This is a genomic window from Rhodococcus sp. 14-2470-1a (assembly GCF_002259425.1).
In the GTDB taxonomy this organism is placed as follows: domain Bacteria; phylum Actinomycetota; class Actinomycetes; order Mycobacteriales; family Mycobacteriaceae; genus Rhodococcoides; species Rhodococcoides fascians_E.
The window spans coordinates 13,969-37,880 of sequence record NZ_NPFZ01000019.1 but is presented as its reverse complement, the minus strand read 5'-3'; the positions used below and the strand labels follow the sequence as shown (position 1 = coordinate 37,880).

The 23,912-nt window shown below is 65.5% G+C and carries 23 protein-coding genes and 2 tRNA genes; 10 read left to right on the top strand and 15 right to left on the bottom strand.

Annotated features, from left to right (window positions below):
- Nucleotides 1–22 precede the first annotated feature (22 nt).
- Genes thrB through argS form a run of 5 tightly spaced genes read right to left on the bottom strand, consistent with a single transcriptional unit; the run spans nt 23 to nt 6,396 of the window.
- Nucleotides 23–949, bottom strand: a complete 927-nt coding sequence (gene thrB / locus CH292_RS09925; protein ID WP_019667268.1) for a homoserine kinase — start codon at nt 947–949, stop codon at nt 23–25.
- A 17-nt stretch (nt 950–966) separates the two neighbouring features.
- Nucleotides 967–2,034, bottom strand: coding sequence for a threonine synthase (gene thrC, locus CH292_RS09920; RefSeq protein WP_019667267.1), 1,068 nt, complete (start codon nt 2,032–2,034; stop codon nt 967–969).
- Nucleotides 2,031–3,329, bottom strand: a complete 1,299-nt coding sequence (locus tag CH292_RS09915; RefSeq protein WP_019667266.1) for a homoserine dehydrogenase — start codon at nt 3,327–3,329, stop codon at nt 2,031–2,033. Before CH292_RS09915 ends, thrC begins: the two co-directional genes overlap by 4 nt.
- On the bottom strand, nt 3,326–4,747 hold the full coding sequence (gene lysA / locus CH292_RS09910) for a diaminopimelate decarboxylase (protein WP_019667265.1): 1,422 nt from the start codon (nt 4,745–4,747) through the stop codon (nt 3,326–3,328). Before lysA ends, CH292_RS09915 begins: the two co-directional genes overlap by 4 nt.
- Nucleotides 4,744–6,396: an arginine--tRNA ligase gene (gene argS, locus CH292_RS09905; RefSeq protein ID WP_094654591.1), complete on the bottom strand. Its 1,653-nt coding sequence runs from the start codon at nt 6,394–6,396 to the stop codon at nt 4,744–4,746. Before argS ends, lysA begins: the two co-directional genes overlap by 4 nt.
- Nucleotides 6,397–6,616: 220 nt before the next feature.
- Here argS and CH292_RS09900 point away from each other — a divergent pair, with 220 nt between their 5' ends.
- Together CH292_RS09900 and CH292_RS09895 are read left to right on the top strand one after the other, a co-directional pair.
- On the top strand, nt 6,617–7,531 hold the full coding sequence (locus CH292_RS09900; protein ID WP_019667263.1) for a DUF3105 domain-containing protein: 915 nt from the start codon (nt 6,617–6,619) through the stop codon (nt 7,529–7,531).
- Complete coding sequence (locus tag CH292_RS09895) at nt 7,531–8,238, top strand: DUF305 domain-containing protein (protein WP_037140294.1); 708 nt, start codon at nt 7,531–7,533, stop codon at nt 8,236–8,238. Before CH292_RS09900 ends, CH292_RS09895 begins: the two co-directional genes overlap by 1 nt.
- On the opposite strand, the gene CH292_RS09890 is transcribed toward CH292_RS09895, so the two are convergent.
- The gene (locus CH292_RS09890) at nt 8,231–10,627 is read right to left on the bottom strand and encodes a phosphoketolase (RefSeq protein ID WP_094654590.1); all 2,397 of its coding nucleotides are present in this window, start codon (nt 10,625–10,627) and stop codon (nt 8,231–8,233) included. The two genes, CH292_RS09895 and CH292_RS09890, sit on opposite strands and share 8 nt — an antisense overlap.
- Before the next feature lie 122 nt (nt 10,628–10,749).
- Between CH292_RS09890 and CH292_RS09885 the strand changes: the two genes are divergently transcribed.
- Nucleotides 10,750–10,822, top strand: a tRNA-Arg gene (locus CH292_RS09885).
- 34 nt (nt 10,823–10,856) lie between these two features.
- Entirely contained in the window at nt 10,857–11,777 is a 921-nt protein-coding gene (locus CH292_RS09880; protein WP_094654589.1) for a hypothetical protein, read from the top strand.
- On the opposite strand, the gene CH292_RS09875 is transcribed toward CH292_RS09880, so the two are convergent.
- A complete protein-coding gene (locus CH292_RS09875; RefSeq protein WP_094654602.1) occupies nt 11,707–12,537 on the bottom strand; it encodes a TioE family transcriptional regulator in 831 nt (276 codons plus the stop codon). The two genes, CH292_RS09880 and CH292_RS09875, sit on opposite strands and share 71 nt — an antisense overlap.
- A gap of 76 nt (nt 12,538–12,613) precedes the next feature.
- Here CH292_RS09875 and CH292_RS09870 point away from each other — a divergent pair, with 76 nt between their 5' ends.
- On the top strand, nt 12,614–13,846 hold the full coding sequence (locus CH292_RS09870) for an erythromycin esterase family protein (RefSeq protein WP_094654588.1): 1,233 nt from the start codon (nt 12,614–12,616) through the stop codon (nt 13,844–13,846).
- Here the strand turns inward: CH292_RS09870 and CH292_RS09865 are convergent.
- On the bottom strand, nt 13,807–14,952 hold the full coding sequence (locus tag CH292_RS09865) for a 3'(2'),5'-bisphosphate nucleotidase CysQ (protein ID WP_033190364.1): 1,146 nt from the start codon (nt 14,950–14,952) through the stop codon (nt 13,807–13,809). The two genes, CH292_RS09870 and CH292_RS09865, sit on opposite strands and share 40 nt — an antisense overlap.
- Before the next feature lie 72 nt (nt 14,953–15,024).
- Between CH292_RS09865 and CH292_RS09860 the strand changes: the two genes are divergently transcribed.
- Nucleotides 15,025–15,615, top strand: a complete 591-nt coding sequence (locus CH292_RS09860) for a bifunctional 2-polyprenyl-6-hydroxyphenol methylase/3-demethylubiquinol 3-O-methyltransferase UbiG (RefSeq protein WP_179275241.1) — start codon at nt 15,025–15,027, stop codon at nt 15,613–15,615.
- Here CH292_RS09860 and CH292_RS09855 read toward each other — a convergent pair.
- Nucleotides 15,581–16,198 (bottom strand): PadR family transcriptional regulator, encoded by a 618-nt coding sequence (locus CH292_RS09855; protein ID WP_037140424.1) that lies wholly within the window; start codon nt 16,196–16,198, stop codon nt 15,581–15,583. The genes CH292_RS09860 and CH292_RS09855 overlap by 35 nt on opposite strands.
- Before the next feature lie 46 nt (nt 16,199–16,244).
- Between CH292_RS09855 and CH292_RS09850 the strand changes: the two genes are divergently transcribed.
- The gene (locus CH292_RS09850; RefSeq protein WP_256978002.1) at nt 16,245–16,691 is read left to right on the top strand and encodes a DUF1707 domain-containing protein; all 447 of its coding nucleotides are present in this window, start codon (nt 16,245–16,247) and stop codon (nt 16,689–16,691) included.
- 7 nt (nt 16,692–16,698) lie between these two features.
- On the opposite strand, the gene CH292_RS09845 is transcribed toward CH292_RS09850, so the two are convergent.
- Complete coding sequence (locus CH292_RS09845) at nt 16,699–17,640, bottom strand: NADP-dependent oxidoreductase (protein ID WP_019667253.1); 942 nt, start codon at nt 17,638–17,640, stop codon at nt 16,699–16,701.
- Nucleotides 17,641–17,755: 115 nt separating this feature from the next.
- Here CH292_RS09845 and CH292_RS09840 point away from each other — a divergent pair, with 115 nt between their 5' ends.
- Nucleotides 17,756–18,253 (top strand): MarR family winged helix-turn-helix transcriptional regulator, encoded by a 498-nt coding sequence (locus CH292_RS09840; RefSeq protein WP_019667252.1) that lies wholly within the window; start codon nt 17,756–17,758, stop codon nt 18,251–18,253.
- An 88-nt stretch (nt 18,254–18,341) separates the two neighbouring features.
- On the opposite strand, the gene CH292_RS09835 is transcribed toward CH292_RS09840, so the two are convergent.
- A tRNA-Cys gene (locus CH292_RS09835) sits at nt 18,342–18,412 on the bottom strand.
- Between the two features lie 115 nt (nt 18,413–18,527).
- Here CH292_RS09835 and CH292_RS09830 point away from each other — a divergent pair.
- Nucleotides 18,528–19,061 (top strand): MarR family winged helix-turn-helix transcriptional regulator, encoded by a 534-nt coding sequence (locus CH292_RS09830; RefSeq protein ID WP_026348155.1) that lies wholly within the window; start codon nt 18,528–18,530, stop codon nt 19,059–19,061.
- Between the two features lie 77 nt (nt 19,062–19,138).
- Nucleotides 19,139–19,990 (top strand): hypothetical protein, encoded by an 852-nt coding sequence (locus CH292_RS09825; protein WP_256978001.1) that lies wholly within the window; start codon nt 19,139–19,141, stop codon nt 19,988–19,990.
- On the opposite strand, the gene CH292_RS09820 is transcribed toward CH292_RS09825, so the two are convergent.
- From CH292_RS09820 to CH292_RS09805, 4 genes are read right to left on the bottom strand one after another with little or no spacing between them, the layout of a single operon-like run.
- Nucleotides 19,980–20,756, bottom strand: a complete 777-nt coding sequence (locus tag CH292_RS09820) for an enoyl-CoA hydratase (protein ID WP_037180634.1) — start codon at nt 20,754–20,756, stop codon at nt 19,980–19,982. The two genes, CH292_RS09825 and CH292_RS09820, sit on opposite strands and share 11 nt — an antisense overlap.
- Complete coding sequence (mmsB, locus tag CH292_RS09815) at nt 20,753–21,661, bottom strand: 3-hydroxyisobutyrate dehydrogenase (protein ID WP_037104646.1); 909 nt, start codon at nt 21,659–21,661, stop codon at nt 20,753–20,755. The genes CH292_RS09820 and mmsB overlap by 4 nt, the downstream gene beginning before the upstream one ends.
- Nucleotides 21,658–22,773, bottom strand: coding sequence for an enoyl-CoA hydratase/isomerase family protein (locus CH292_RS09810; RefSeq protein WP_094654585.1), 1,116 nt, complete (start codon nt 22,771–22,773; stop codon nt 21,658–21,660). Before CH292_RS09810 ends, mmsB begins: the two co-directional genes overlap by 4 nt.
- Nucleotides 22,770–23,909, bottom strand: a complete 1,140-nt coding sequence (locus CH292_RS09805; protein ID WP_019667246.1) for an isobutyryl-CoA dehydrogenase — start codon at nt 23,907–23,909, stop codon at nt 22,770–22,772. Before CH292_RS09805 ends, CH292_RS09810 begins: the two co-directional genes overlap by 4 nt.
- Nucleotides 23,910–23,912 lie beyond the last annotated feature (3 nt).

Sequence of the window (23,912 nt, the reverse complement as noted above, 5' to 3'; positions counted from 1 at the left end):
CGGCGAGTCACGAAAGGTTTTCTCAGGATGTGCTGACGCCGTCGGCGACGTCGAGTTCCAGGACCCGGAGACCGTCGGCGACGGCTTTGTCCTTGAGGTCCTGCGGGAACGGTTCGGTGCAGAGAGCAAGGACCGTCGGTCCGGCACCGGACAGTACTGCCGCGATTCCCCTGGACCGAAGTGAAGCAATCAATTCCGTGGCACCCGGGAGCGCGCTCGCACGTTGCCCCTGATGCAGCATGTCCTCGGTCGCGGGAATGAGAAGGTCCGGACGCTGGGTGAGCGCGACGACGGCCAACGCGCCGCGGCTGACGTTGAACGCGGCGTCACGGTGCGGAACCAACTCGGGCAACAGGCCTCGCGTGTGCGATGTCGACGATCGCTCCGCGGGGACGAACGCCACCACGTGGATGTCGGGGTGCACGGGCAGTCGCACCGCGGAGTACGTCCGCTGCGTGATGCTCGCGGGCTCGCTCCAGGAGACGACGGCACCGCCCAGGACGCTCGCCGACGCATTGTCCGGGTGACCTTCGAACTCGGATGCGAGCTGAACCAACTGGGCATCCGACAATGCGAACGACGAGTCCAGTTTGGCCGCAAGACCGTTCGCTGCCGACAGTCCACCGACGACAGCGGACGCCGACGAGCCGAGCCCACGTGAATGCGGAATCACGTTGGTGCACACCACGTCCAAGCCATCAGCCCAGACACCGGCGGCTTCGAGGCCCCGTTCGATGGCGCGGACGACGAGATGCGAAGGTCCCCACGGGACGTCGTCGGCACCTTCGCCCTCGACGTGAATACTCAGACCCGACGCCGTGGTGGTGACCTTGATCTCGTCGTACAGCCCGAGAGCAATCCCCAAGGTATCGAATCCGGGGCCGAGGTTGGCGCTCGACGCAGGAACCCGCGCCGTGACCGTCAAACCGTGCGGCAGTGTCGTCGTCATGGAACGAGACTCTGCCACTACGCCAACTCGAGCGCAGATGCCACAGCGACAGGGTCGACGGGAATGGGCTCGACCACCGGCATTCCGGACAACGCGGTGTCCGGATCCTTGAGTCCGTTGCCGGTGACCGTGCAGACGACGCGCAGGCCGCTGTCCAGCCAGCCTTCCTTGCGGGCTGCGATCAGGCCGGCGATGGAAGCCGCGGACGCGGGTTCGACGAAGACGCCTTCGGTCTTCGCGACCAGACGGTACGCCTCGAGGATTTCCTCGTCGGTGGCCGCGCGGAAGGCACCGCCGGACTCTTCTTTCGCGGCGACCGCACCGTTCCAGGACGCGGGCGAGCCGATCCGGATGGCCGTGGCGATGGTCTCGGGGTCCGCGACGGGCGCGCCGTGAACCAGCGGTGCAGCACCGGCGGCCTGGACGCCGAGCATGCGCGGCTTCACCGTGGTCAATCCGTCACGGAAGTACTCGGAGTAGCCCCGCCAGTAGGCGGTGATGTTGCCTGCGTTGCCCACCGGCAGCGCATGGACGTCGGGCGCGTTGCCCAGTGCGTCACAGATCTCGAACGCAGCCGTCTTCTGGCCCTCGATGCGCACCGGGTTGACCGAGTTGACGAGGCCGATGGTCGGGAACTCGGCCGTGGTCTTGCGCGCCAGCTCGAGGCAGTCGTCGAAGTTGCCCTGCACCTGAATGATCTTGGCGCCGTGCATGACTGCCTGCGCGAGCTTGCCCATCGCGATCTTGCCCTGCGGGACGAGGACAGCGCAGCCCATACCTGCCTTCGCGGCGTACGCGGCAGCGGACGCGGACGTGTTGCCCGTCGACGCGCACAGCACCGCTTCCTGGCCGCGCGCAAGGGAATCCGTCACGGCCATGGTCATGCCGCGGTCCTTGAACGAGCCCGTCGGGTTCAAGCCCTCGACCTTGAGATGGACTTCGCAGCCCGTCATCTCGGACAGACGCTCGGCGTGGATCAGCGGCGTGCCGCCCTCGAGCAGCGTGACGGTCTTCCAGTCCGGTCCGATCGCCAGACGATCGCGGTACGCCTCGATCAGTCCCGGCCACGGCGTATGCACGGTCATTCGGTGCCTTCCAATCTCAGAACACTGACTACAGAGGTGACGACGTCGAGCTTGTCCAACGCCGAGACGGTTTCGGACAGAGCGGAATCGGCGGCGAGATGGGTGACGACGACGAGCCTCGCCCCGTCACCCGAACCGGCCTGGCGAACGGTGGAGATGCTGACGTCGCGAGTGGCGAACTCCGCCGCCACGGTCGCGAGGACCCCTGGCTTGTCCGCCACCTGCATGCTGACGTAGTACCGCGTGGGGATGTCGCCCATGGGAGCTACCTTCAGCTTCGCGTACTTCGACTCCAGCGGGCCTCGGCCGCCGTAGAACTTGTTGCGGGCAGCCATGACGAGGTCACCCAGAACTGCCGACGCGGTCGGGGCTCCGCCGGCACCCTGCCCGTAGAACATCAGGCGTCCAGCGGCTTCCGCCTCGACGACGATGGCGTTGAAGGCCCCGTTGACGGTGGCAAGCGGGTGGTCACGCGGAACGAGCGCCGGGTAGACACGCGCCGAGATGCGTTCCTTGCCCTTGGGCGTCGTGATGCGCTCGCAGATCGCCAGCAACTTGATGGTGCAGTCGAGCGAGCGAGCCGTCTCCAGGTCCGCCGAGGTGATCTTCGAGATTCCCTCGCGGTAGACATCCCCCGCGGTCACGCGGGTGTGGAAGGCAATGGACGCCAGAATCGCAGCCTTCGACGCCGCGTCGTATCCCTCGACGTCGGCCGTGGGATCGGCTTCGGCGTAGCCCAACCGTCCGGCCTCGGCCAGGGTTTCGGCGTAGTCCGCGCCGGTCTCGTCCATGGCGGACAGGATGAAGTTGGTGGTGCCGTTGACGATTCCGGCGACCTTGTTGACGCGGTCACCTGCAAGCGACTGCATCAACGGACGTACGACGGGAATGGCACCGGCGACCGCGGCCTCGAAATACAGGTCTGCGCGTGACTTCTCGGCAGCGTCGGCAAGCTCGCCGGTGTACTCCGCGAGAAGAGCCTTGTTGGCCGTGACGACCGACTTGCCCTTCTCCAGAGCCGACAGGATCAGTTTGCGCGGGATGTCGATACCACCGAGCACCTCGACGACCAGGTCCACATCGTCGCGGGCGACGAGGGACTCGGGATCGTCGGTGAGCAACGCGGTGTCGACTCCGCGATCTCCATCGACTCGCCGGACCGCGATGCCGCGAATCTCGAGAGGTGCACCGACACGTGCGGCGAGGTCCTCGGCGTTCTCGGTCAGAATTCGGACGACTTCACTTCCGACGTTCCCGAGGCCGAGAACGGCTACTCCCAACGGCTTCGTTGTCATGGCTGCACCTCCAAGCTGAGCAGGTCTTCGAGTGTCTCTCGGCGCAGGACGAGCCGAGACTTTCCGTCTTTCACCGCGACGACGGCGGGTCGCGTCAGCAAGTTGTACCGGCTGGACATCGAGTAGCAGTACGCGCCGGTCGCGGCGACGGCAAGCAGATCACCGGGGCCGACATCGCTCGGCATCCAGGTGTTCTTGATCACCACATCACCGCTCTCACAATGCTTTCCGACGACGCGAGCGAGCACTGCATCGGCGTCGGAGTCACGCGAGACGAGCCTGCAGTCGTACTCCGCCTGATACAGGGAGGTGCGAATGTTGTCGCTCATTCCGCCGTCGACGCTCACGTAGCGTCGACGAGTCTGCGCGTCGACGGTGACGTCCTTGATGGTCCCGACCTCGTACAGCGTCACCGTTCCCGGGCCTGCGATGGCACGGCCGGGCTCGACGTCGATGTTGGGCACCGGAAGACCCACCAGAGCGGATTCCGTGGCGACGATCGACTTCAGCTTCGCGGCGAGTTGATCGACCGGCGGCGGATCGTCGCTCGGCACGTAGGAAATTCCCATTCCTCCGCCGAGATCGACCGTCGAGATCTGGGACGTCTTCTCGACGCCGAACTCCGCCACCACGTCTCGCAGCAGGCCCAGCAACTTGTGCGCGGCCAGCTCGAAGCCGTCGACCTCGAAGATCTGCGAACCGATGTGGCTGTGCAATCCGACGAGGCGGAGGTTGTCGGTCGCGAACACGCGCTTGATCGCTTCGAGCGCCGAACCGTCGGCGAGGGAGAAGCCGAACTTCTGGTCCTCGTGCGCCGTCGCGATGAACTCGTGGGTATGAGCTTCCACGCCGACGGTCACGCGAACCAGAACGTCCTGGACCTTCTTCTCGTCCGCGGCGACTGCGTCGAGACGGTCGATCTCGATCATGGAATCGAGCACGACGTGCTCCACGCCCGCTCGAACACCGGCCGTCAACTCCGCGACGGATTTGTTGTTGCCGTGCATCGCAATTCGCTCGGCGGGGAAGCCCGCCGCGAGTGCAATCCCCAGTTCACCGCCGGAGCAGATGTCGAGGGACAGTCCTTCGTCCGCCACCCACCGTGCGATCTCGCCGCACAGAAATGCCTTCGAGGCGTAGTGAACCCGTGCGGGATCACCGAACGCTTCCGCCATTTCCCTTGCGCGGGAACGGAAATCGTCCTCGTCGATGACGAACAGCGGAGTCCCGTACTGCTCGGCCAACTCGGTGACCGGCACACCCGCAAGCGTGACCACACCGTCGTCGCCGCGAGCAGCGTTGCGCGGGTAGACGTGCTCGGGAAGAGCAGTCATGTCGGAAGCGACCTTCGGGCGTTCGGCGAGCCCGTCCTGGGAGCGTACGTCCGCGTGCTTCGGACCCGCCGGATGCGCGCTCACATCCGCTCCGGTGCGCTGACACCGAGCAGGCGCAGGCCGTTGGCCAGTACCTGACGGGTTGCGTTGCCCAATGCCAATCGAGCAGTGTTCACGGGGCCTGGCTCCTCGTCTCCTTGTGGCAGTACTCGGCATGCGCCGTAGAACCGGTGGTACGCGCCGGCCAATTCTTCCAGGTACCGCGCGATGCGGTGAGGCTCACGGAGGTCGGCAGCGCTGGCGACGACCCGCGGATACTCGCCGATGGTCCTGATCAATTCGCCCTCCTGATCCTGCATGAGCAGGCTCAGGTCCGGATCGTCCCCACTGATACCCAGTTCGGCGGCGTTGCGCGCCAACGACGCGAGCCTCGCGTGCGCGTACTGCACGTAGTAGACCGGATTCTCGTTGCTCGCGCTCGCCCACAGTTCGAGATCGATGTCGATGCTCGAGTCCACCGACGAGCGGACCATCACGTAGCGGGCCGCATCCACACCGATGGCCTCGACCAGGTCGTCGAGGGTGATGACCGTGCCCGCACGCTTGCTCATCTTCACCGCGACACCGTCGCGGACCAGGTTGACCATCTGGCCGATCAGAACCTCGACCGTGTTCGGGTCGTCTCCGAACGCTGCCGCGGCGGCCTTGAGGCGGCCGATGTACCCGTGGTGGTCCGCGCCGAGCATGTAGATGCACAGGTCGAAACCACGTTGCCGCTTGTTCTGGAAGTACGCGATGTCCCCGGCGATGTAGGCGGCGTTGCCGTCGCTCTTGATGACGACGCGATCCTTGTCGTCGCCGTAATCGGTACTACGCAGCCACCACGCACCGTCGTCCTCGAAAAGACTTCCCGAGTTCTTCAGGAATTCGACGCTCTTCTCCACTGCACCGGATTCGAACAGCGAGTTCTCGTGGAAGTACACGTCGAAGTCGACACCGAACTCGTGCAGGTTGTTCTTGATCTGGTCGAACATCAACTCGACACCGATCGACCGGAACGTCTCGGCCTGCGGAACATCGGCCATGGCCAGAACCTCGGGGCTCTTGGCGAGCACCTGCTGCGCGATCTCGTGGATGTAAGCGCCTGCGTAACCGTTCTCCGGAGCAGGCTCACCCTTCGCCGCAGCGATCAGGGAGTTGGAGAACCGGTCGATCTGAGCACCGTGATCGTTGAAGTAGTACTCGCGTACCACCTCCGCGCCCTGAGCCGACAGAATGCGGCCGAGTGCGTCGCCGACCGCAGCCCACCGCGTTCCACCCAGGTGGATGGGACCCGTCGGATTGGCCGAGACGAACTCGAGGTTGATCTTGGTACCTGCCAGCGTCGACGAGGTGCCGTACGCGGCACCCGCGTCGAGCGCCTGCGCGACGATCGCGCCCTGGGCGTCGGCGTCGAGACGGATGTTCAGGAAGCCGGGACCTGCCACCTCTGCACTGGCGATCGATGCGTCGGCGCTCAAGGCCTCGGCGAGCCACCCGGCGAACTCACGAGGGTTCGCGCCTGCCTTCTTCGCGACCTGAAGGGCGACGTTGGTGGCGTAGTCGCCGTGTTCGGGGTTGCGTGGGCGCTCGACCGTCACCTTGTCAGGCAGGACGGATACGTCGAGGCCACGGTCGGCGAGTACCGCACTTGCGGTCGCGCGTAGTAGTTCGGCAAGGTCGGCGGGAGTCACAGGTGTCTATCCTATTGTCTGAGGTGCCCGAGGTTCGAGGCGCCCGTGGTCTGAGGCGGGGACTGTCGGCAACCACTGGCCCGAGGCAACGCGAGCCCGTACTGGCGGCACCTCAAAGCAAGCACTCAGACTAGGACCGTACAGTAAGGGCGCTCTGCGATCACAAGTAGTTTTTGCGCGCCCAACTGCACCTCCGACAACCGAAAGAGCGACGACAGCGATGCCCACGGGTTCCAACAACGGCGGTCCGGACAAGAAGTCTGCAGCCAAAGCCAACAAGGCCATCAAGGCTGCGAAGAAAAGCAGCGGCGTCCCCGCGACCAGAAAATCGGGCGCGCCGAAGAACCGCCAGGTCCCATGGCTGACCGTTGGAGCCGTCGTCGTCGTGGTCGGCCTCATCGCGGCTCTCGCCATCAACCTCTTCCCGAAGTACCAGGACCGCGCCGAGGCGCAGCGCTGGGAGCCCAGCGAAAGCAACCAGGACCCCTCGTCGGAAATCGCCGACGTGGTGGTTCAGCCGTACGAGGCTGCCCTGCACGTGTCCGCCACCCAGCGCGTCGCCTACGACCAGACGCCTCCGTTCGGCGGACCCCACGACGCGACGTGGGCCACCTGCACCGGCGTCGTGTACCCGGAAGCGATTCGCACCGAGAACGCAGTCCACTCCCTCGAGCACGGTGCCGTGTGGATCACCTACAACCCCGACGCACTGTCCGAGGACCAGATCCAGGTTCTCGCCGACAAGGTCGACGGTGAGACGTACATGCTGATGTCGCCGTACCCCGGTCAGGAATCTCCCGTCTCGCTGCAGTCCTGGGGACACCAGCTCAAGGTGGACAGCGTCGACGACGAGCGCGTGGACCAGTTCATCTCGGCGCTCCGCCTCAACCGGTACCAGTACCCCGAGGTCGGCGCGAGCTGCTCGACGGTGCCCGGTGGCGGATTCGATCCCGACAACCCACCGCCGTTCGACGCCTCGGCACCCGGCCCCGACGCCGTCCCGATGGACGGCGCAGGCATCACACCCGACGCCAGCGAGACGGGCGCGACCGGCGGCCTGCCGTCGGACCTGCAGCTTCCGAGTGACCTCCAGATCCCGACCGAAGCACCGGCAGCTCCGGCACCTGCTTCCTGATGACTGCTCCCACGAAGCCGAGGGTCAGCAGGCCACAGTTGGTCGCCCTGTTGGCCCTCGGCGTCGTCGCCGCAGTCGCAATCGGGTTCGCTCTGGGTTTCTTGGCACGAACGAACTTCCTCGGCGGAAACGACAACGTTCCTGCATCCGATTCGGTGGACGTCGGCTTCGCGCAGGACATGTCGGTGCACCACAATCAAGCCATCGACATGTCGTCGATCGCGCTGACCAACGCCTCCGACCCACTCGTCCGTAACCTCGCGTTCGACATGCTCACTTCGCAGCAGAACCAGGTCGGCCAGATGCAGGGCTGGCTCGCCATCTGGGACCGCTCCCCCGTCGGGACCGACGGCTACATGGGCTGGATGTCCGGCGACGAGCACGGCCACTCGATGGCCGGAATGTCCGCCGGCTCCGACGGATCCGAGACGACGGGCCCCGTCGCGGCAATGCCGGGAATGGCGACCAGCGACGAACTCGCCGCCCTCCGCCAGGCAACCGGACCGGCTGTCGACGTCATGTTCCTGCAACTGATGCTGCGTCACCACCAGGGTGGACTCTCGATGATGGAGTACGCGGCGGATCACGCCGAGACTCCGGCGCTCGTCCGTCTCGCTCAGTCGATGATCTCGACTCAGGAAAGCGAATCCACCCTGATGACACAGATGCTCGCCGAGAAGGGCGCTCAGCCCCTCGGTACTAACTGACGGTCGGCGAGTACGTCCAGTCCGCTACCTCGGGCATGTCCTCCATGCGCTCGACGACGTAGGTCGCATGCCGCTCGAGTTGGGCGTTGCAGTAGGACACCAACTCTGCGCCGCGCTCCGGTACCCGCCTCGATCGACGCAGGGCCTCGAGCACGAGGTGGTAGCGGCTCATTCTGTTGAGCACCACCATGTCGAACGGCGTTGTGGTCGTGCCCTGTTCGTTGAAGCCGCGCACGTGGAACCGATCGACCTTCGGCCGGCCGTGCAGTAGTTCGTGGACCGCGCGGGGATAGCCGTGGAACGCGAACACCACGTCGGTGTCCGCGGTGAAGAGATCGACGAACTTCTCGTGCGTGAACCCGTGCGGGTGGTCCCCCGGCGTCACCAGCGCCATCAGATCCACGACGTTGACGACGCGGATCCGCAAGTAGGGAACCCACTCGGCGAGGATCTGTGCGGCGGCGAGGATTTCCTGGGTCGGTACGTCACCCGCTGCGGCGAGCACCACGTCGGGTTCGCTGGGGCTCCCGGCGGACTCGGTTTCCGTTCCCGCCCAGTGCCACACCGACGCGCCCGCGGCACAGTGCTCGGCCGCCTGTTGGAGCGTCAAATACTGCAGGTGAGGTTGCTTGTCCACGACGATCAGGTTCACGTGGTCCCTGCTGCGGAAGCAGTGATCGGCGATCGACAGCAGGGTGTTGGAGTCCGGTGGTAGCCAGATTCGCACGACCTCGGGCGAGAGCGGAATCGCGGCGTCGATCATGCCTGGTCCTTGATGGCTGAACCCGTTGTGGTCGTTGCGCCAACACGTACTGGTCAGCAGCACGTTCAGCGACGCCACCGGTTCTCGCCACGGCAGATCGGCGGCGTGCTGCAGCCACTTGACGTGCTGGATCATCATGGACACGCTCACCATCGCGAATGCCTCGTAGCTCGCGAACAGTCCGTGGCCTCCCGCCAGCAGATAGCCTTCGAGCCACCCTTCGCACAGGTGCTCGCTGAGTACCTCCATCACACGTCCGTCGGGTGAGAGGTGGTCGTCCCAGTCCTCCGTCGGGAGTTGCCAGCAGCGGTCGGTCTGCTCGAAGACCGCAGCCAAGCGGTTGCTCGAGGTTTCGTCCGGTGAGAACAACCGGAAGTTTCCTCCACCGTCGTCCGTGGTGTTCCCCGCGTAGATGTCGCGCATCAATTCACCGAGCACCCTCGTCGTCTCGTGGAAACCTGCGCCGGGCGACTCGACCGAGATCTCGTAGTTCTCGAGTGGCGGGATACGTAGTGGTTGCAGCAGACGGCCGCCGTTGGCGTACGGCGTCGACCCCATACGTTTGTCCCCCGCCGGAGCCAGCGCTGCGATCTGCGGGGCCAGGGCTCCGTCGCCGTCGAACAGTTCGTGCGGACGGTAGGACTGCAGCCAGGTCTCCAACTGCGCCAGGTGCTCCGGGTTGGTCCTGACACCGGACAGGGGCACCTGGTGCGCCCGGAAAGTGCCCTCGACGAGGACACCGTCGACGGTGTGAGGGCCCGTCCAGCCCTTGGGTGTGCGCAGGATGATCGCGGGCCATCGGGCACCGGTCTCGGGCTCCCCGGTTCGAGCGGCGCTTTGGATCGCTCGGATTCTCCGATGCGACTCACGAAGCACGCGGAGCAGTTCCGGGAACACCACACGTGGATCGTCACCGGCCACCACGACGGGTTCCCATCCTTGCCCGTGCAGGAAGTCGACGATGTCCTCGTCGCGACTCCGGCCGAACACCGTCGGCCCCGCGATTTTCGCGCCGTTCACGTTGACGATCGGCAGCACAGCACCGTCGCGTCGTGCGTTCAGGAAAGCCGGGAGCTTCCAGGAGCCCGCGAGCGGACCCGTCTCCGCCTCTCCGTCACCGATGACGCACGCAACCGTCAACTGTGGTCGGTCGAATGCTGCTCCGCCCGCATGAACGAGTGCATAGCCGAGTTCGCCGCCCTCGTGGATGCTGCCCGGCGTCTGCACGCTGACGTGACTCGGTATCCCTCCGGGAGCGGAGAACTGACGGCACAAGCGTCGTATCCCGTCCGCGTCGCGGGACACGTGCGGGTAGATCTCGGTGTACGTCCCTTCGAGATAGGTCGACGCCACGAGCGCCGGGCCGCCGTGTCCCGGTCCTGTCACGTAGAGCCAGTCGGTGTCGGTCTCTGTGATGTGACGGTTGAGCAGGGTGTAGATCATCGACAGGCAAGGGCTTGTCCCCCAGTGCCCGAGCAAGCGCGGTTTGATGTGCGACGCATCGAGCGGCTCACGCAGAAGCGTGTTGTCCTTCAGGTATATCTGCGCGACGGTCAGATAGTTCGCTGCCGACCACCACGCCAGGTCGAGATCGAGAGCGTCGTCCGAATACTCGTAGTCGGTCATGCCCTCGACTGTCCTCTTGTTGCGTTAACACCAGGTGCGATTTCAGGTGACGGTTGCAATGCGCTAGTCTTGGAGCCGCCCAACAGGCACGCCGAATACGCAGGTTTTCTTCGTCTCGGCGCGCCCCCGTAGCTCAGGGGATAGAGCGTTCGCCTCCGGAGCGAAAGGCCGCAGGTTCGAATCCTGCCGGGGGCACACATTTCTGCCGCGCGGTGCAACAATTGCGCACATGCCCTCCGCCGAACTCGACGACGTTGCAGCCGAGCTGTATTCCGTCGATCCGGCCGAGTTCGTCGCCGCTCGCACATCCGCTGCCGCAGCCGCCAAGGACTCGGGGAATCGAAAACTAGCGGCCGCGATCAACAAGCTCCGTAAGCCGACGACCGTCGGATGGATGGTCAACCTCCTCGTCCGTGAAGAACCCGAGGACGTGGCAGATCTGTTCGACCTCGGCGACAGGCTTCGCGACGCCCAGCGCCGATCGGCCGCCGGGGACCTCCGAGAACTGTCGGCGGACCGTCAGAAATCGATCCGCGCCCTCTCCGCCCGTGCCGTCGAGATCGCCGCCGATCGCGGACGGACCACCACGGAGGACGCGGCCCGCGAAGTCGGTCAGACCCTCGGTGCCGCACTCGCGGATCCCGATGTCGCCGAGCGCGTACGCGCGGGACGAGTGGTGACGGCCGAGTCCTACAGCGGCTTCGGCCCGGCCGTGCTGTCGTTGGCGCCGGAACCGGCCACATCCACCGACACTGCCGAACCCGAGCAGCCGGACGAGGCGACGCACGAGGAGGACACAGAGGCGGCCGCCAGGGCCGCGGAGGTGCGAGCGGAGGCTCGGAAGCGATTCGACGAGGCCAAGGAACGGCTCGAGGAGGCTCGGGAGGACGAGGAGGCAGCCGAGAACGCCGCCGCGGCCGCCGACGCCGCGGCCGAGGCTGCGTCGACCCGATTGACCGAGATCAAACAGCGGTTGACTCAGCTGCGCTCCGAGTTGCACGACGCCGAAGAGCACGAAGCCGACGCCAGAAAGGACGAGAAATCGACCGAGCGCGAATCCCGCCGTCTACGAAGGATTCTCACCGATACACAGGCACGGACGGCGGAGCATCGGGCAGCTCTGGACGAACTCGACCGTCAGGATTCCTGAGCACGAGGTACCGGTCCAACTCTGCAGCACCGCTGAGCATCGCGCGCCCGCGAGCATGAATCCGGTCGCGCCAGTCGTCCATCAGATCCACAAGCGGTTCCACCCCGCCCGCGCTTCGAACGTGAGCAATCAGCGGCGCAATCCGGCTCAGCGCAAACCCTCCTCGCCGCAGCTGCCTGATCAGCTGCGCGTCGCGTACCGCGGACTCGGCGTAGACCCGATACCCCGTCTTCCTGTCACGGTCGGGTCGCACCAAACCGGCGCGCTCCCACTTGCGCAAGGTCGCGGGCTCGACACCCAGCTTGTGAGCAAGCGGGCCGATGAACAACCCGGCGCCCGACGAGGCCACAGGCTGCACTCCCCCTCGAGTCGTTCCTGCAGGCTGCACTCCCCCTCGATTCGTTCCTGCAGGCTGCACTCCCCCTCGAGTCGTTCCTGCAGGCTGCACTCCTGCCAGAGCATGTTCGACCGAGCGCAGGGTTGCACGTTCTTCGCGCAGCTGTGCGTGTGCGTCGTCGATCGTCTGAAGCGCGGCGTCGACATCACCGGAGTTCACAGCGCACATGATTGCCGTCGACATCGCGTGACCGTGCCCCGCGGTGAGAGCTCGGAACGTCCTCACGGCTTGCGCGTGCATCGGCGTGTACGTCCGGTAACCGTGCTCGGTTCTCGTGGCCGCGGGAAGTATTCCGGCATCCTCGTAATTTCGCACAGCCTGCGTCGACACCCCGTGTTCGCGAGCCAGGTCGACGGGACGCAATCGAGACTTTTCGGCAGCCGAAATGGCAGGATCCTTCCAAAGCTTCAACCGTTGGTTCAACGATAGCGTTCACTGTATGCCTGCTTCGATCGAACACGCCGTCCACCCAGTCGAATCGTCGTCCCTCGTCCGCCTGCTGGGTACCCGGCCGCGCCTGCTCGCCGTGGGAGAGCCGACCCACGGCGCTCATGGACTCCTGGAACTGCGGAACGACCTTTTCCGCGAACTCGTCGAGAAGGAGAAGTACCGCACCATCTCCATCGAAAGCGACTGCCTGATGGGTCGGTTGGTCGACGACTACGTCGTGAGCGGCGTCGGCACACTCGATCACGTTCTGGCACACGGTTTCAGCCACGAGTGGGGCACGTTGGACGGGAATCGGCAGCTCGTGCAGTGGATGCGAGAGCACAACCGTCGGCGCCCGGTATCCGAGGCCGTCCGATTCGCTGGTTTCGAAGCACCGCTGGAGATGGCGTCGGCAGCCAGCCCACGGCACGCGCTCACCGAACTCCATGCCTACCTCGCCCGTTGGGTGGAGTCGGATCTGATCCCCGTCACCGGTGAGACTCTGGATCGGTTGCTCGGTCCGGACGAGCGATGGACCGATCCCGACGCGATGCACTCCCCGTCCCGCTCCTTCGGACGCAGTGCACAAGCCATCGAATTACGGCTCGTCGCAGACGATCTGGCGAGCCTGCTCGATATGCAGGCGCCACGTCTCCGCGCGGTGACGACCCACGAGTCCTGGTTCGATGCGCACCTGTGTGCTCGGACCGCCGCCGGGTTGCTGCGCTACCACTACTGGATGGCGGACGACTCCGCGGCACGCATCACGAGGTTGTGCAGCCTACGAGACTCCATGATGGCGGAGAACCTCCTGGCACTCGCCGAGCGGGGACCGACGCTGGTATCGGCGCACAACAGCCATCTCCAACGCTGGAAGAGCAGCATGCAGATGTGGCAGGGGCGAATCGAATGGTGGAGTGCGGGCGCACTCGTCGACGCCCGACTCGGGGCCGACTTCGCGTTCCTGCCGACCGCAGTCGGCACGATCGAACGCCACGACGTCGGCCCACCGTTGCCGAACACGGTGGAGGGCCACCTGTTCTCGTTGCGTGCCGGGCGAAGCCTCGTCGACACTCGCGTGCTGGCCGAAGCGCTGGCAACGGAGTGCCCCGATGCCCGCGTGTCACCGTGGTTCGGTTACGCGCCGCTCGACCCCGATCACCTCGTCGACAACGACGGCTTGCTTTTCGTCGACGACGCCGATCACTCCGCCGAGGACGGTCCAGCGGGTTCGCCCGCTTGATCGTCGGGAACGACGATCGTCGTGATGGCGGTGATGTCGCCGGCGGGGATGGCGAAATGTTCGACCGTGGACAGTGTCGTGTTGTCGTCCAGTTCGATTCGGTACCGTGCGACGACGAAGGACTCCCACTCCTCGATGTCCACGTCACGGACCGCGGTGACGCGACGGTACCGCGACGACTGTTCCAGGTCGTCCCGAATGTGTTGCCCGCTCTCCCCGGTGACGTCGCCGTTCTCGACGCGTCGGCATCCCTCCGCGAGGCGCAATTTGGTGGCGTCGTGACTCGTCAAGGCCTTGATGTATTCGCGTGCCATCGCGACGCGTCCGGTGTCTGCTTGCCTCGTCGCATGCCGGGCGATGCTCGCCAGCAAGGGCTCTGCGAGTTCGGTACGGCAGATCAGCAGATCCGGGAGGTAGGGATGAGACTGGTTGTACAGCAACGGCGTTCCGTCGATGCGGGAGCAGTGCAGGCCTGCCGCGAGGGCAACGCCCACTGGCGCAGCCGAATCCCATTCCCACTGACCGCCCGAGTGCACGTAGGCGTCGGCGTCCCCGCGGACGACGGCCATCGCCTTCGCCCCGGCCGATCCCATCGTGACGACATCTCCACCGACGTCGTCGGCGACCGCTTCGATGTAGTACGGCGGACGACTGTCGCTCACGACGAGGGTAGGCCTGCCGTTCGACGGCGCCCGTTGCCCCGTCTTCGTGGTCGAGTAGACGGCTCCGAGAGCAGGTTGAGCAACCGCGGACGCGGTCATCCCCTTCCCGGCCTCCCAGAGTCCGACGTGGACCGCCCAGTCCTCACGTCCCTGGATTCCGTACTCGCGCGACCCGTCCAGTGGATCGATGATCCAGACGCGCTGTGCGTCGAGCCGGGCCGGATCGTCGGCGGACTCCTCGGACAGCACGGCATCGCCCGGCCGATCGGCTCTCAATCTGGCGAGGATGAGACCGTTCGCCTCGGCGTCTCCGAGACGGCCGAGCTCGCGCCCTTCCGTTCTTCCGTTCTCGCGCGTACGAATGTCGAGCAGCACTCTGCCCGCGGCCTGCGCAACGTCGGCTGCGAACCGTGCGTCGTCTTCGGGTGTAAAGGATGCACTCACAGGTTCACAATTCCACGATTGCGCTCGATCGTGTGGCGGAGGTGTGCGCGGCGGCCGCCTAGAGTGTCCACCATGGCTCCGACACGCTGGCAGACCGAGAACGACGAGGCACAGTCCAGGAAATACGTCGACAGGTTCGCTCGGCTCGAGGCTCGGGGCGTCGACTTGCACGGTGAGGCACGGATGGTCGACGCGCTCCTCACGCCGGGCAGTTCGGTCCTCGACGCGGGTTGTGGCACAGCGCGTCTCGGCGCGGAGCTCGCCCGTCGAGGACATCGGGTGACCGCAGTGGACCTCGACCCCGTGTTCGTCGACGCAGCCCGCCTGAACCCGGACATCACCGTTCACCAGGCCGACCTGACCCAGCTGGACCTCGGTGAGACGTTCGACGCCGTCGTCGCGGCCGGGAACGTGATGGTGTTCATGGAGCCCGGAACCGAGCGCAGTGCGGTGGAGCGCATCGCGGCGCATCTGACGCCGGGCGGCGTGTTCGTCGCGGGCTTCGCCACCGACCGGGAGTACACCGTGGGACAGTTCGACGACGATCTCGCCGCGTCCGGCCTGATCGTCGAACATCGTTTCGGCACTTGGGATCTGCGACCCTGGCGATCGGACTCCGACTGGGCGGTCACCGTGGCGCGGGCGGCTCGGCTCCTGGCCTGAAGCTTCCGGCTCGAAGCTGGTCGGGTAGTGCATCGAACCAGTCGAGTGTCGCCTGCTCGTACCTGATTCCGAAATCCAATGTGGCCAGATCGAACACACTCGCGCCGCCCGACGCGGCGCGCTGCTCCCGGTAGCGAGCCAGGGTGTCCGCGTGCCGACGCCGGTGGTCGGCCAGTATCCCCGCCACCCGCCCCGGGGCGAGATGCTCGCCGAACGCCAGAGTCAACAACAGCGGGTGTCGAATGTTCTCCTCACCGGGAGCCCGGTCGATCCACCGGGCGAACTCCGCCCGCCCGTCATCGGTGATGGTGAACGGTTTCTGAGCCCTGGCTCCCACCGCGCCTTCCTCGATCAGGCCCCTCGTGGTCAGCGCCGCAAGTTCCCGATACACCTGACTCCGCGTGACGGTCCAGAAGCCGCCGATGCAGGCAACGGCAGTGGCATGAAGGTCCCAGCCGGTCATGGAGCCGCGATGCAGGAACCCGAGCAGTGACGCCGCGGTCGCGTTCAACGGTGGTTTTTCGGGCACATCGTCATGCTCCCACACCTTGACATTCCACAGTGGTAGGTCGATGCTGGACACACCCCGACAGTCCACAATGGAACGTCAGTCCGGAGTTGGAGTGCAGATGCCGTACCAACCGAATGTCCGTGAAACGAACTCGAACACCCGCCTGTCCGACGCGCACCGCGACGCCGCCGTCGACCTCCTGACCAGCCATGTGGCGTCCGGCCGCCTGACGATCGAGGACTTCGACGGACGCGCCGCCCAGGCCTACGCCGCCGTCACGCGCGCCGACCTCGACGACGTGTTCCGCGACCTCCCCGCACCTGTCGCCTCGACACTGGTGGCCTCGACACTCATCGAGCCGCAGTCCCCGCAACGCCCACCGATGAGCCGCGAGCTGCTGACGTGGGCGAGCGTCGGAGTCCTGTGCCTGACCATCTGGGCCGTCACCTCGGTCGCCACCGGGAACTTCCTCTACCCCTGGCCGGTGTGGGTCATCGGTCCATGGGGAGCGATGCTGGCACTGCACCGGGTCACCGGAATGCCGATGGGCTGCACCAGTCGCTGACACCACGTCACGAACCGGGAATCACGACGACCTTGCCCGGCAGGTTCCCCGCTGCGGCGCGGGCGTGCACCGTCGCGAGCTCACGGAGCGCAACTCGGTCGGCCACGTCGACGACGAGCTCGCCTCGGTCGACACGCGTCGAGAGTTCGGACAGTTGCGCGGCGTCGCTGCGGAGGTACATGTCGATGCCGCGAACACCGCGCGCCTCGTCACTCGGCGCGGGCATCCAGACCGTGGTGTTGACGACCACGCCGCCGTCCGCGACTCGGGTTGCCAAGGCGCCGAACAGGTCCGGCGTGATGGGCGCGAAGTTCACCAGAACGTCGACGGGCGTCGTCAGCGCGACCACGACGTCGACCGCCGAATGGTCGACGACCTCGTCGGCACCGAGCTTCCTCAGACGCTCTGTCTCCGACGCACGCCCCGTCGCGACGACGTACGCGCCTGCCGCGTGGGCCAGCTGCACGGCGAACCCACCGACGGCCCCGCTCGCGCCGTTCACCAGGATGCGTTGTCCGCGCTTCAGCTCGGCGTGATCGAACAATGCCTGCCACGCGGTCAGTCCGACCACGCCGAGCACTGCCGAATCAGCGAGCGGAATCGACGTCGGAGCCGGTGCGAGCGCGTCGGCGTCGACGACCACGAATTCTGCTGACGCACCGTCCGTGACGAACGGAAGGAATCCGATCACCCGGTCCCCGACCTTTCGGTTGTCGACTCCGTCGCCCAGCGCGTCGACGGTTCCCGCGACATCGACACCCGGGATGTGCGGCAGGGTCAGTGGCATCGGCTCCTGCATGTTGCCCGCCCGGATGTTTCCGTCGACGCCGTTGAAGGTGGTTCCTGCAACGCGAACGCGAACCTGACCGGCTGCGGGAACGGGAGTCTCGACGTCCTCGTACCGCAGAACATCGGCGTCGCCGTACTGGTGGAAGCGAATGGCCTTCATGGTGTTGCCTCTCGTCGAACCCGAAGTGCTTCGATTTCGAAGCACACCGCAAAGCTAGCACTGTTGCGAATTCGAAGCAAGTCTTTCGAATGCGAAGCAGTTGTAGAGTGGCCTCATGTCGGAACAACCGCCCGCCCTCGACTCCGTTCAACTCGGCGCGTACTTCTCGCTCATGGAGGTCGCCGGCCTGCTGCGTCACGCGGTGGAGCAGCAATTGAGGGAGGACGGAGACCTCAGCTACGTGCAATTCCAGTTGCTCGCCCGCCTGGCCCTCGACTCGCCATCGGGCAGCGAACGCATGACCGACCTCGCCGACGGCGTCGTCTACAGCCGTAGCGGACTGACCTACCAGGCTGGATTGCTCGAAAAAGCGGGTCTCGTGTCCCGCGGACCGTCGCCCGACGACGAACGCAGCGTCACCGTCACGGTCACCGACTCCGGACGGGCGTTGATCGCCAAGGTGATTCCCGGCCACGTCGAGATCGTTCAGCAGCAACTGTTCTCGTCGCTGTCGCCGTCGGACACCCGGGCTCTCGGCGAACTCCTGTCGCCGGTCCGCGATCACATGCGCACAGCACCCCCACGCTCGGCGGCAGCCCGCCGGAAGCGCTGAGCAGAACCAGCGCGGAACACGTCGGCCGGCGGACGGCGCAGGGTGAGAAAAGCGGAACCGCCAGGCATGTCGCCTGGCGGTTCCTTCGAGCGAGCGACGGGATTCGAACCCGTGTAAACGGCTTTGCAGGCCGGTGCCTAGCCACTCAGCCACACCCGCATCGAGGACAAGAGTGCCCCAGTGAACCCGATGTGACCATGGTTCTGCTCAGCGTGATTTCAAAGACACGGCAGACGACGGCGCCCAGGCCGGATGCCATGGGAGGATGGACGGCATGTCTGCTTCGTCGCCGCTTCCACTCGATCCCATTGCAGAGGCCCACCGTCAGTGGACCAAGCATGGATGGGGCGACGTCGCCGACGGGATGGCCGCGGTCACGTCGCTGATGCGCGCGCAACAGATCATGCTCGCGCGGGTCGAGGAAGTGCTGAAGCCGACTGGTTTGACGTTCTCGCGCTACGAGTTGTTGACGTTGCTGACCTTCACCAAGACCGGTGCGATCCCGATGGCAAAAGCAAGTGCGCGCCTGCAGGTCCACCCGACGAGTGTCACCAATGCGGTGGATCGGCTGGAGACCGCCGGGTACGTGCGCCGGACACCGCATCCGAGCGACCGACGCACCACCCTCGTCGAAATCACCGACAGCGGCCGCGAACTGGCGGTCGATGCCACCGAGAAGCTCAATGCGCAAGTGTTCGGCAAGCCCGGTCTGGCGAAGGACCGGTTGACGTCGCTGGTGCGAATCCTGGCCGAACTGAGGCGCACCGCTGGCGATTTCGAGGACGACGGGGCCACTGCGGCCTGGTGAATCGCGCTCGCTCACCCGTTTCATGATCAAATGGTCACCGGGTGTGGCGGGGGCCGCTCCCAGGTTGGAGCAAAGCAGTGTTGGTTGTGGGTGTAGGCGCGGGCGCACACGGTGCGCGCGCGATCCTGACGTATCTCGACAGTCCTCATCGCGCGCCGGTGGCGTCGCGTACCGTGCGTCGCCGACGAGGTCAGTCGTTGGTGTCCACGATCTCCGACGGGGTGTCCGCCCTGCATGCCATCGCCGCCAAACTATCTCTACCGGTGCAGTATTCGGCCATCGCGTACCGGCTGGCCGAGGAAGCCGACGCCATCAGCGCCCACCGTGATCCGCGCTACGCCCAACTCGTGCACGAAACCGCGGCGCAGCTGCGTTACCTTCGGTTCACCGGAACCGTTCCCGCGCACGGATCGACGGTGCTGTGCGATCTGGGGAGCACCGGTATGACGGTGTCCGTGCTGGATCTGGCCGCGGGCAGAACCGTCGCCGCCCGTCGAACAGAGACGTTCTGCGGTGACGACCTGGACCACCTCGTTCGCCGACATCTCGCCGACCACGGAGTCCGGACGGACATCGACTCGTCCCGCGCACTCAAGGAGCGGCTCAGTGACGGCGGAGTGGTGAGCGCACACGATCCCGACGGCGCTGGCCACCACGTGCTGACGCGCCGCGACTTCGACGACATCATCGCCGGTCCGGTGCGCTACGCGACGATGGTGGTGGAACAGACGATCGAACTGTCCGGCACCAAACCTGCGTCCATCGTCCTGCTCGGTGGGGGCGCCAACGTCACCTCGATCGGCGCGGCCTTCGAGAAATGCCTGCGCCTGCGGACGGTGGTGCCGCAGCGCCCCGAGCTCGTGTCGGCCCGGGGCGCCGCGTTGCTGTCCACGATCAGTGGTGCAACCGATCAGCAGTTCAGCGATTGACGAACTTGGCCTGACGCTTCTCCACGAACGCGGCCATGCCTTCCTTCTGATCTTCGGTTGCGAACGTCGAATGGAACAGGCGACGCTCGAACCTGACTCCCTCGGCGAGCGACGACTCGAACGACCGGTTCACGGCGTCCTTCGCCATCATCGCAACAGGAAGCGACATCTCCGCGATCGTGGTCGCCGTGGCGATGGCGTCGTCGAGCAGGTCGGCTACCGGGACGACACGAGAGACGAGGCCGGCTCGCTCGGCCTCCTCGACCTTCATGTTCCGCCCGGTCAGCACCATCTCCATCGCCTTGGCCTTGCCGACCGCACGAGTCAGACGCTGCGAACCACCGATTCCGGGAATGACGCCGAGCTTGATCTCGGGCTGGCCGAACACCGCGGTGTCCGACGCGATCAGGACGTCACACATCATCGCGAGTTCGCACCCACCGCCGAGTGCATAACCGGACACCGCCGCCACGATCGGCGTCCTGGCCGCGGCGAGACGATCCCACGCCGTGAAGAAGTCGTCGAGGTAGACGTCCATGTAGGACTTGGGCTGCATCTCCTTGATGTCCGCCCCGGCAGCGAAGGCCTTCTCCGAACCGGTGACGAGGATGGCGCCGATGTTCTCGTCACGATCGAGTTCCTCGACGACCGAGACGACCTCGTGCATCAGCTGAGAATTAAGCGCGTTCAGTGCTTTCGGTCGATTCAGGGTGATGATGCCGACGCGCCCACGACGCTCGAGCAGAATGGTCTCGAAATCCGTCACTGTGCTGCTCCTGTCGAACGCTCACGAATGTCGTTGATGATGCCGGAGAAGTCGACATCGGTACCGCCGCCGGACGTCTCCTTGAACTTCGCGTAGATCTCGGCGGCCTGCAACCCCAGAACTCCCTCGACACCATTGTCGCGCAACGCATTGGCGGCGAGACCGAGGTCCTTGTCCATCAGAGCAGCGGCGAAGCCCGGCTTGTAGTCGTTGTTCGCCGGCGACGTGGGGACCGGGCCCGGAACCGGGCAGTTGGTGGTGAGCGCCCAGCACTGACCGGACGCCGTCGACGCAACGTCGAACAGAGCCTGATTGCTGAGTCCGAGCTTCTCCCCCAGCACGAACGCCTCGCTGATCGCGATCATGGACACGCCGAGGATCATGTTGTTGCAGATCTTGGCGGCCTGACCGTTACCGGCCTGCCCGCAGTGCACGACCTTGCGGCCCATCACATCGAGAACCGCTGCTGCCGAGGCGAAGTCCTCCTCCGAGCCACCGACCATGAACGTCAACGTCCCCGCAGCCGCCCCGCCGACTCCGCCGGACACCGGCGCGTCGAGACCACGGTGGCCCGCGTCGTCGATCAGTTTGTGCGCGGCGTGGGCGTCGGCGACATCGATCGTGGAACTGTCGATGAACAACGTGCCCGGCGCCGCCGCCGGCAGCAGATCCTTGTACAGATCGAGGACAAGCCGTCCGTTCGGAAGCATCGTCACGACGATGCCCGCGTCCTTCACTGCCGCCACCGCAGAGTCGACGACGGTCACCCCGTCGGACTCGGCCTGCGCCAATGCCGCCGGGACCAGATCGAAGCCCTGCACCGTGTACCCGGCCTTGACCAGATTGGCCGCCATCGGGCCGCCCATGTGGCCGAGACCGATGAAGCCGATCGTCTTCTCACTCATGTGTTCTTCTCCAGTCCCATCGGTCGTTTCTGCAGGCTCCACTCCAGCCCCAGTTCCCTGTCACCCAACGATGCGAAGTACCGATCGACGTCGGCGTCGGTCACGTCGGCGAGCGTCGCCGGCGACCACTTCGGGTTTCTGTCCTTCTCCACGACCTGCGCGCGGATGCCCTCGACGAGATCGTGTGATTCGAGGCTCGCGAGCGAGACTCGATACTCCTCGTTCAACACCTCCTCGAGCGACGACGCCGTAGCCGCGTGCCGCAGCGAGCGCAAGGTCACCTTCAGCGAGACAGGCGATTTCGATTCGATGTCGCCCGCAGCTTTCTCGGCGTCGGGTATCCCGCTGCCGCGCAGTCCGTCCACGACGGCCTGGACACTGTCTCCTGCGTAGTACCTGTCGATCCACTCACGCGATGCATCGAGCGTCGACGCAGGTGCTTCTTCGGTGAACTCGTCGAGAGCGTCGGACAATTCACCGGATTCCAGGGCGTCGTAGAATTTCTCCAGATTCTCCGACGGCATGTAGTGGTCCGCGAATCCTGCTGCGATCGCGTCGCCTGCGTCCATGCGCGCCGTCGTCAGGCCGAGGTGGGTGCCGAGTTCTCCCGGCGTCCGGGCGAGGAGGTACGTGCCACCGACGTCGGGGATGAAACCGATCCCGACTTCCGGCATCGCGATCTTCGATCGCTCGGTGACGATTCGGACGTTCCCGTGAGCGGACAACCCGACGCCGCCGCCCATGACCACACCGTCCATGATGGCGACGTACGGCTTCGGGAATCGGGCGATCGCCGCGTTGAGAATGTATTCGTCGCGCCAGAAGTCCTTCGAACCGCTGCCGCCGTCCTTGGCGTCGTGGTAGATCGAGACGATGTCGCCGCCCGCGCACAGGCCACGTTCACCTGCTCCCACGAGCAGCACGAGGTCGACGTCGTCGGCGGTAGCCCACTGGTCGAGCTTCGGCGCAATCTGCTGCACCATCGCGTGATTGAGCGCGTTGATCGCCTTGGGGCGGTTCAGCGTGATCCGGCCGACTCCGCCGGAGACGTCGAACAGCACTTCTGCTTCGGATCCGGTAACTGCCCCGGATTCGGTAACTGCATCGGTCATGCTGCTCCCACTATCGAGCGAGCCACCACGACTCGCATGATCTCGTTGGTTCCCTCGAGGATCTGGTGCACACGAAGATCGCGGACGATCTTCTCCACACCGTATTCCGCGAGGTAACCGTATCCACCGAGCAACTGCAGCGCAGCGTTGGCGACCTCGAAACCCGTGTCCGTGGCGAATCTCTTTGCCATCGCACACAGTTCGACCTTGTCCGCCTCGTCGTTCTGCAGTGCGTCGGCGGCGCGCCAGAGCATGGTGCGTGCAGCTTCCAGTTCGGTCTTCATGTCCGCCAGCCGGAACTGCAGAGCCTGCGAGTCCAGCAGCCGGGCACCGAACGCCTTGCGTTCGAGGAGATAGGCAACGGCCTTGTCCAGTGCGCTCTGCGCCCCGCCGATGGAGCAGGCTGCAATGTTGAGCCGGCCACCGTTAAGTCCGTTCATCGCGATGCGGAAACCGTCGCCCTCGTTACCGAGGACGTTGGCGGCCGGGACGCGAACGTCCTCGAAGATGACCTGGCGTGTGGGCTGGGCGTTCCACCCCATCTTCTTCTCGTTCGCCCCGAAGGACAGGCCGGGCGAATCCTTGGGCACGATGATCGCGGAAATTCCCTTGGGACCCGCAGTGCCCGTTCGGACCATCACGACGTACACGTCCGACGTACCTGCACCGGAGATGAACTGCTTGACGCCGTTCAGCACATAGTCGTCACCGTCGCGAACAGCCTTGGTACTCAAGGCCGCCGCGTCGGACCCCGCACCGGGCTCGGTGAGGCAGTAGCTGCCCAGCTGGTCCATCGAGCACAATCCCGGCACCCACTGGCGACGCTGTTCGTCGTTGCCGTAGGTGTCGATCATCCACGTCACCATGTTGTGGATGGAGATGTAGGCCGCGATCGACGGATCACCCGTCGCGAGCTGCTCGAAGATGCGGACCGAATCCAGCCGAGTCAAGCCGGACCCACCGACGTCCTCACCGATGTAGATACCGCCCATTCCCAGACCGGCCGCCTTGCGCAACACGTCCACCGGGAAGTGCTTGTTCTGGTCCCATTCGACTGCATCGGGAGCGAGGAACTCGTCGGCGAAATCCCGTGCGGTTTCGTTGATCGCCTTTTCGTCTTCGGTCAGTGTGAACATGCG

Excerpts from the sequence above, each read along its gene's own strand:
- thrB (WP_019667268.1), bottom strand. The coding sequence starts at position 949 with ATGACGACGACACTGCCGCACGGTTTGACGGTCACGGCGCGGGTTCCT.
- thrC (WP_019667267.1), bottom strand. The coding sequence starts at position 2,034 with ATGACCGTGCATACGCCGTGGCCGGGACTGATCGAGGCGTACCGCGAT.
- CH292_RS09915 (WP_019667266.1), bottom strand. The coding sequence starts at position 3,329 with ATGACAACGAAGCCGTTGGGAGTAGCCGTTCTCGGCCTCGGGAACGTC.
- CH292_RS09900 (WP_019667263.1), top strand. The coding sequence starts at position 6,617 with ATGCCCACGGGTTCCAACAACGGCGGTCCGGACAAGAAGTCTGCAGCC.
- CH292_RS09895 (WP_037140294.1), top strand. The coding sequence starts at position 7,531 with ATGACTGCTCCCACGAAGCCGAGGGTCAGCAGGCCACAGTTGGTCGCC.
- CH292_RS09890 (WP_094654590.1), bottom strand. The coding sequence starts at position 10,627 with ATGACCGACTACGAGTATTCGGACGACGCTCTCGATCTCGACCTGGCG.
- CH292_RS09880 (WP_094654589.1), top strand. The coding sequence starts at position 10,857 with ATGCCCTCCGCCGAACTCGACGACGTTGCAGCCGAGCTGTATTCCGTC.
- CH292_RS09870 (WP_094654588.1), top strand. The coding sequence starts at position 12,614 with ATGCCTGCTTCGATCGAACACGCCGTCCACCCAGTCGAATCGTCGTCC.
- CH292_RS09860 (WP_179275241.1), top strand. The coding sequence starts at position 15,025 with ATGGCTCCGACACGCTGGCAGACCGAGAACGACGAGGCACAGTCCAGG.
- CH292_RS09850 (WP_256978002.1), top strand. The coding sequence starts at position 16,245 with ATGCCGTACCAACCGAATGTCCGTGAAACGAACTCGAACACCCGCCTG.
- CH292_RS09845 (WP_019667253.1), bottom strand. The coding sequence starts at position 17,640 with ATGAAGGCCATTCGCTTCCACCAGTACGGCGACGCCGATGTTCTGCGG.
- CH292_RS09840 (WP_019667252.1), top strand. The coding sequence starts at position 17,756 with ATGTCGGAACAACCGCCCGCCCTCGACTCCGTTCAACTCGGCGCGTAC.
- CH292_RS09830 (WP_026348155.1), top strand. The coding sequence starts at position 18,528 with ATGTCTGCTTCGTCGCCGCTTCCACTCGATCCCATTGCAGAGGCCCAC.
- mmsB (WP_037104646.1), bottom strand. The coding sequence starts at position 21,661 with ATGAGTGAGAAGACGATCGGCTTCATCGGTCTCGGCCACATGGGCGGC.
- CH292_RS09810 (WP_094654585.1), bottom strand. The coding sequence starts at position 22,773 with ATGACCGATGCAGTTACCGAATCCGGGGCAGTTACCGGATCCGAAGCA.
- CH292_RS09805 (WP_019667246.1), bottom strand. The coding sequence starts at position 23,909 with ATGTTCACACTGACCGAAGACGAAAAGGCGATCAACGAAACCGCACGG.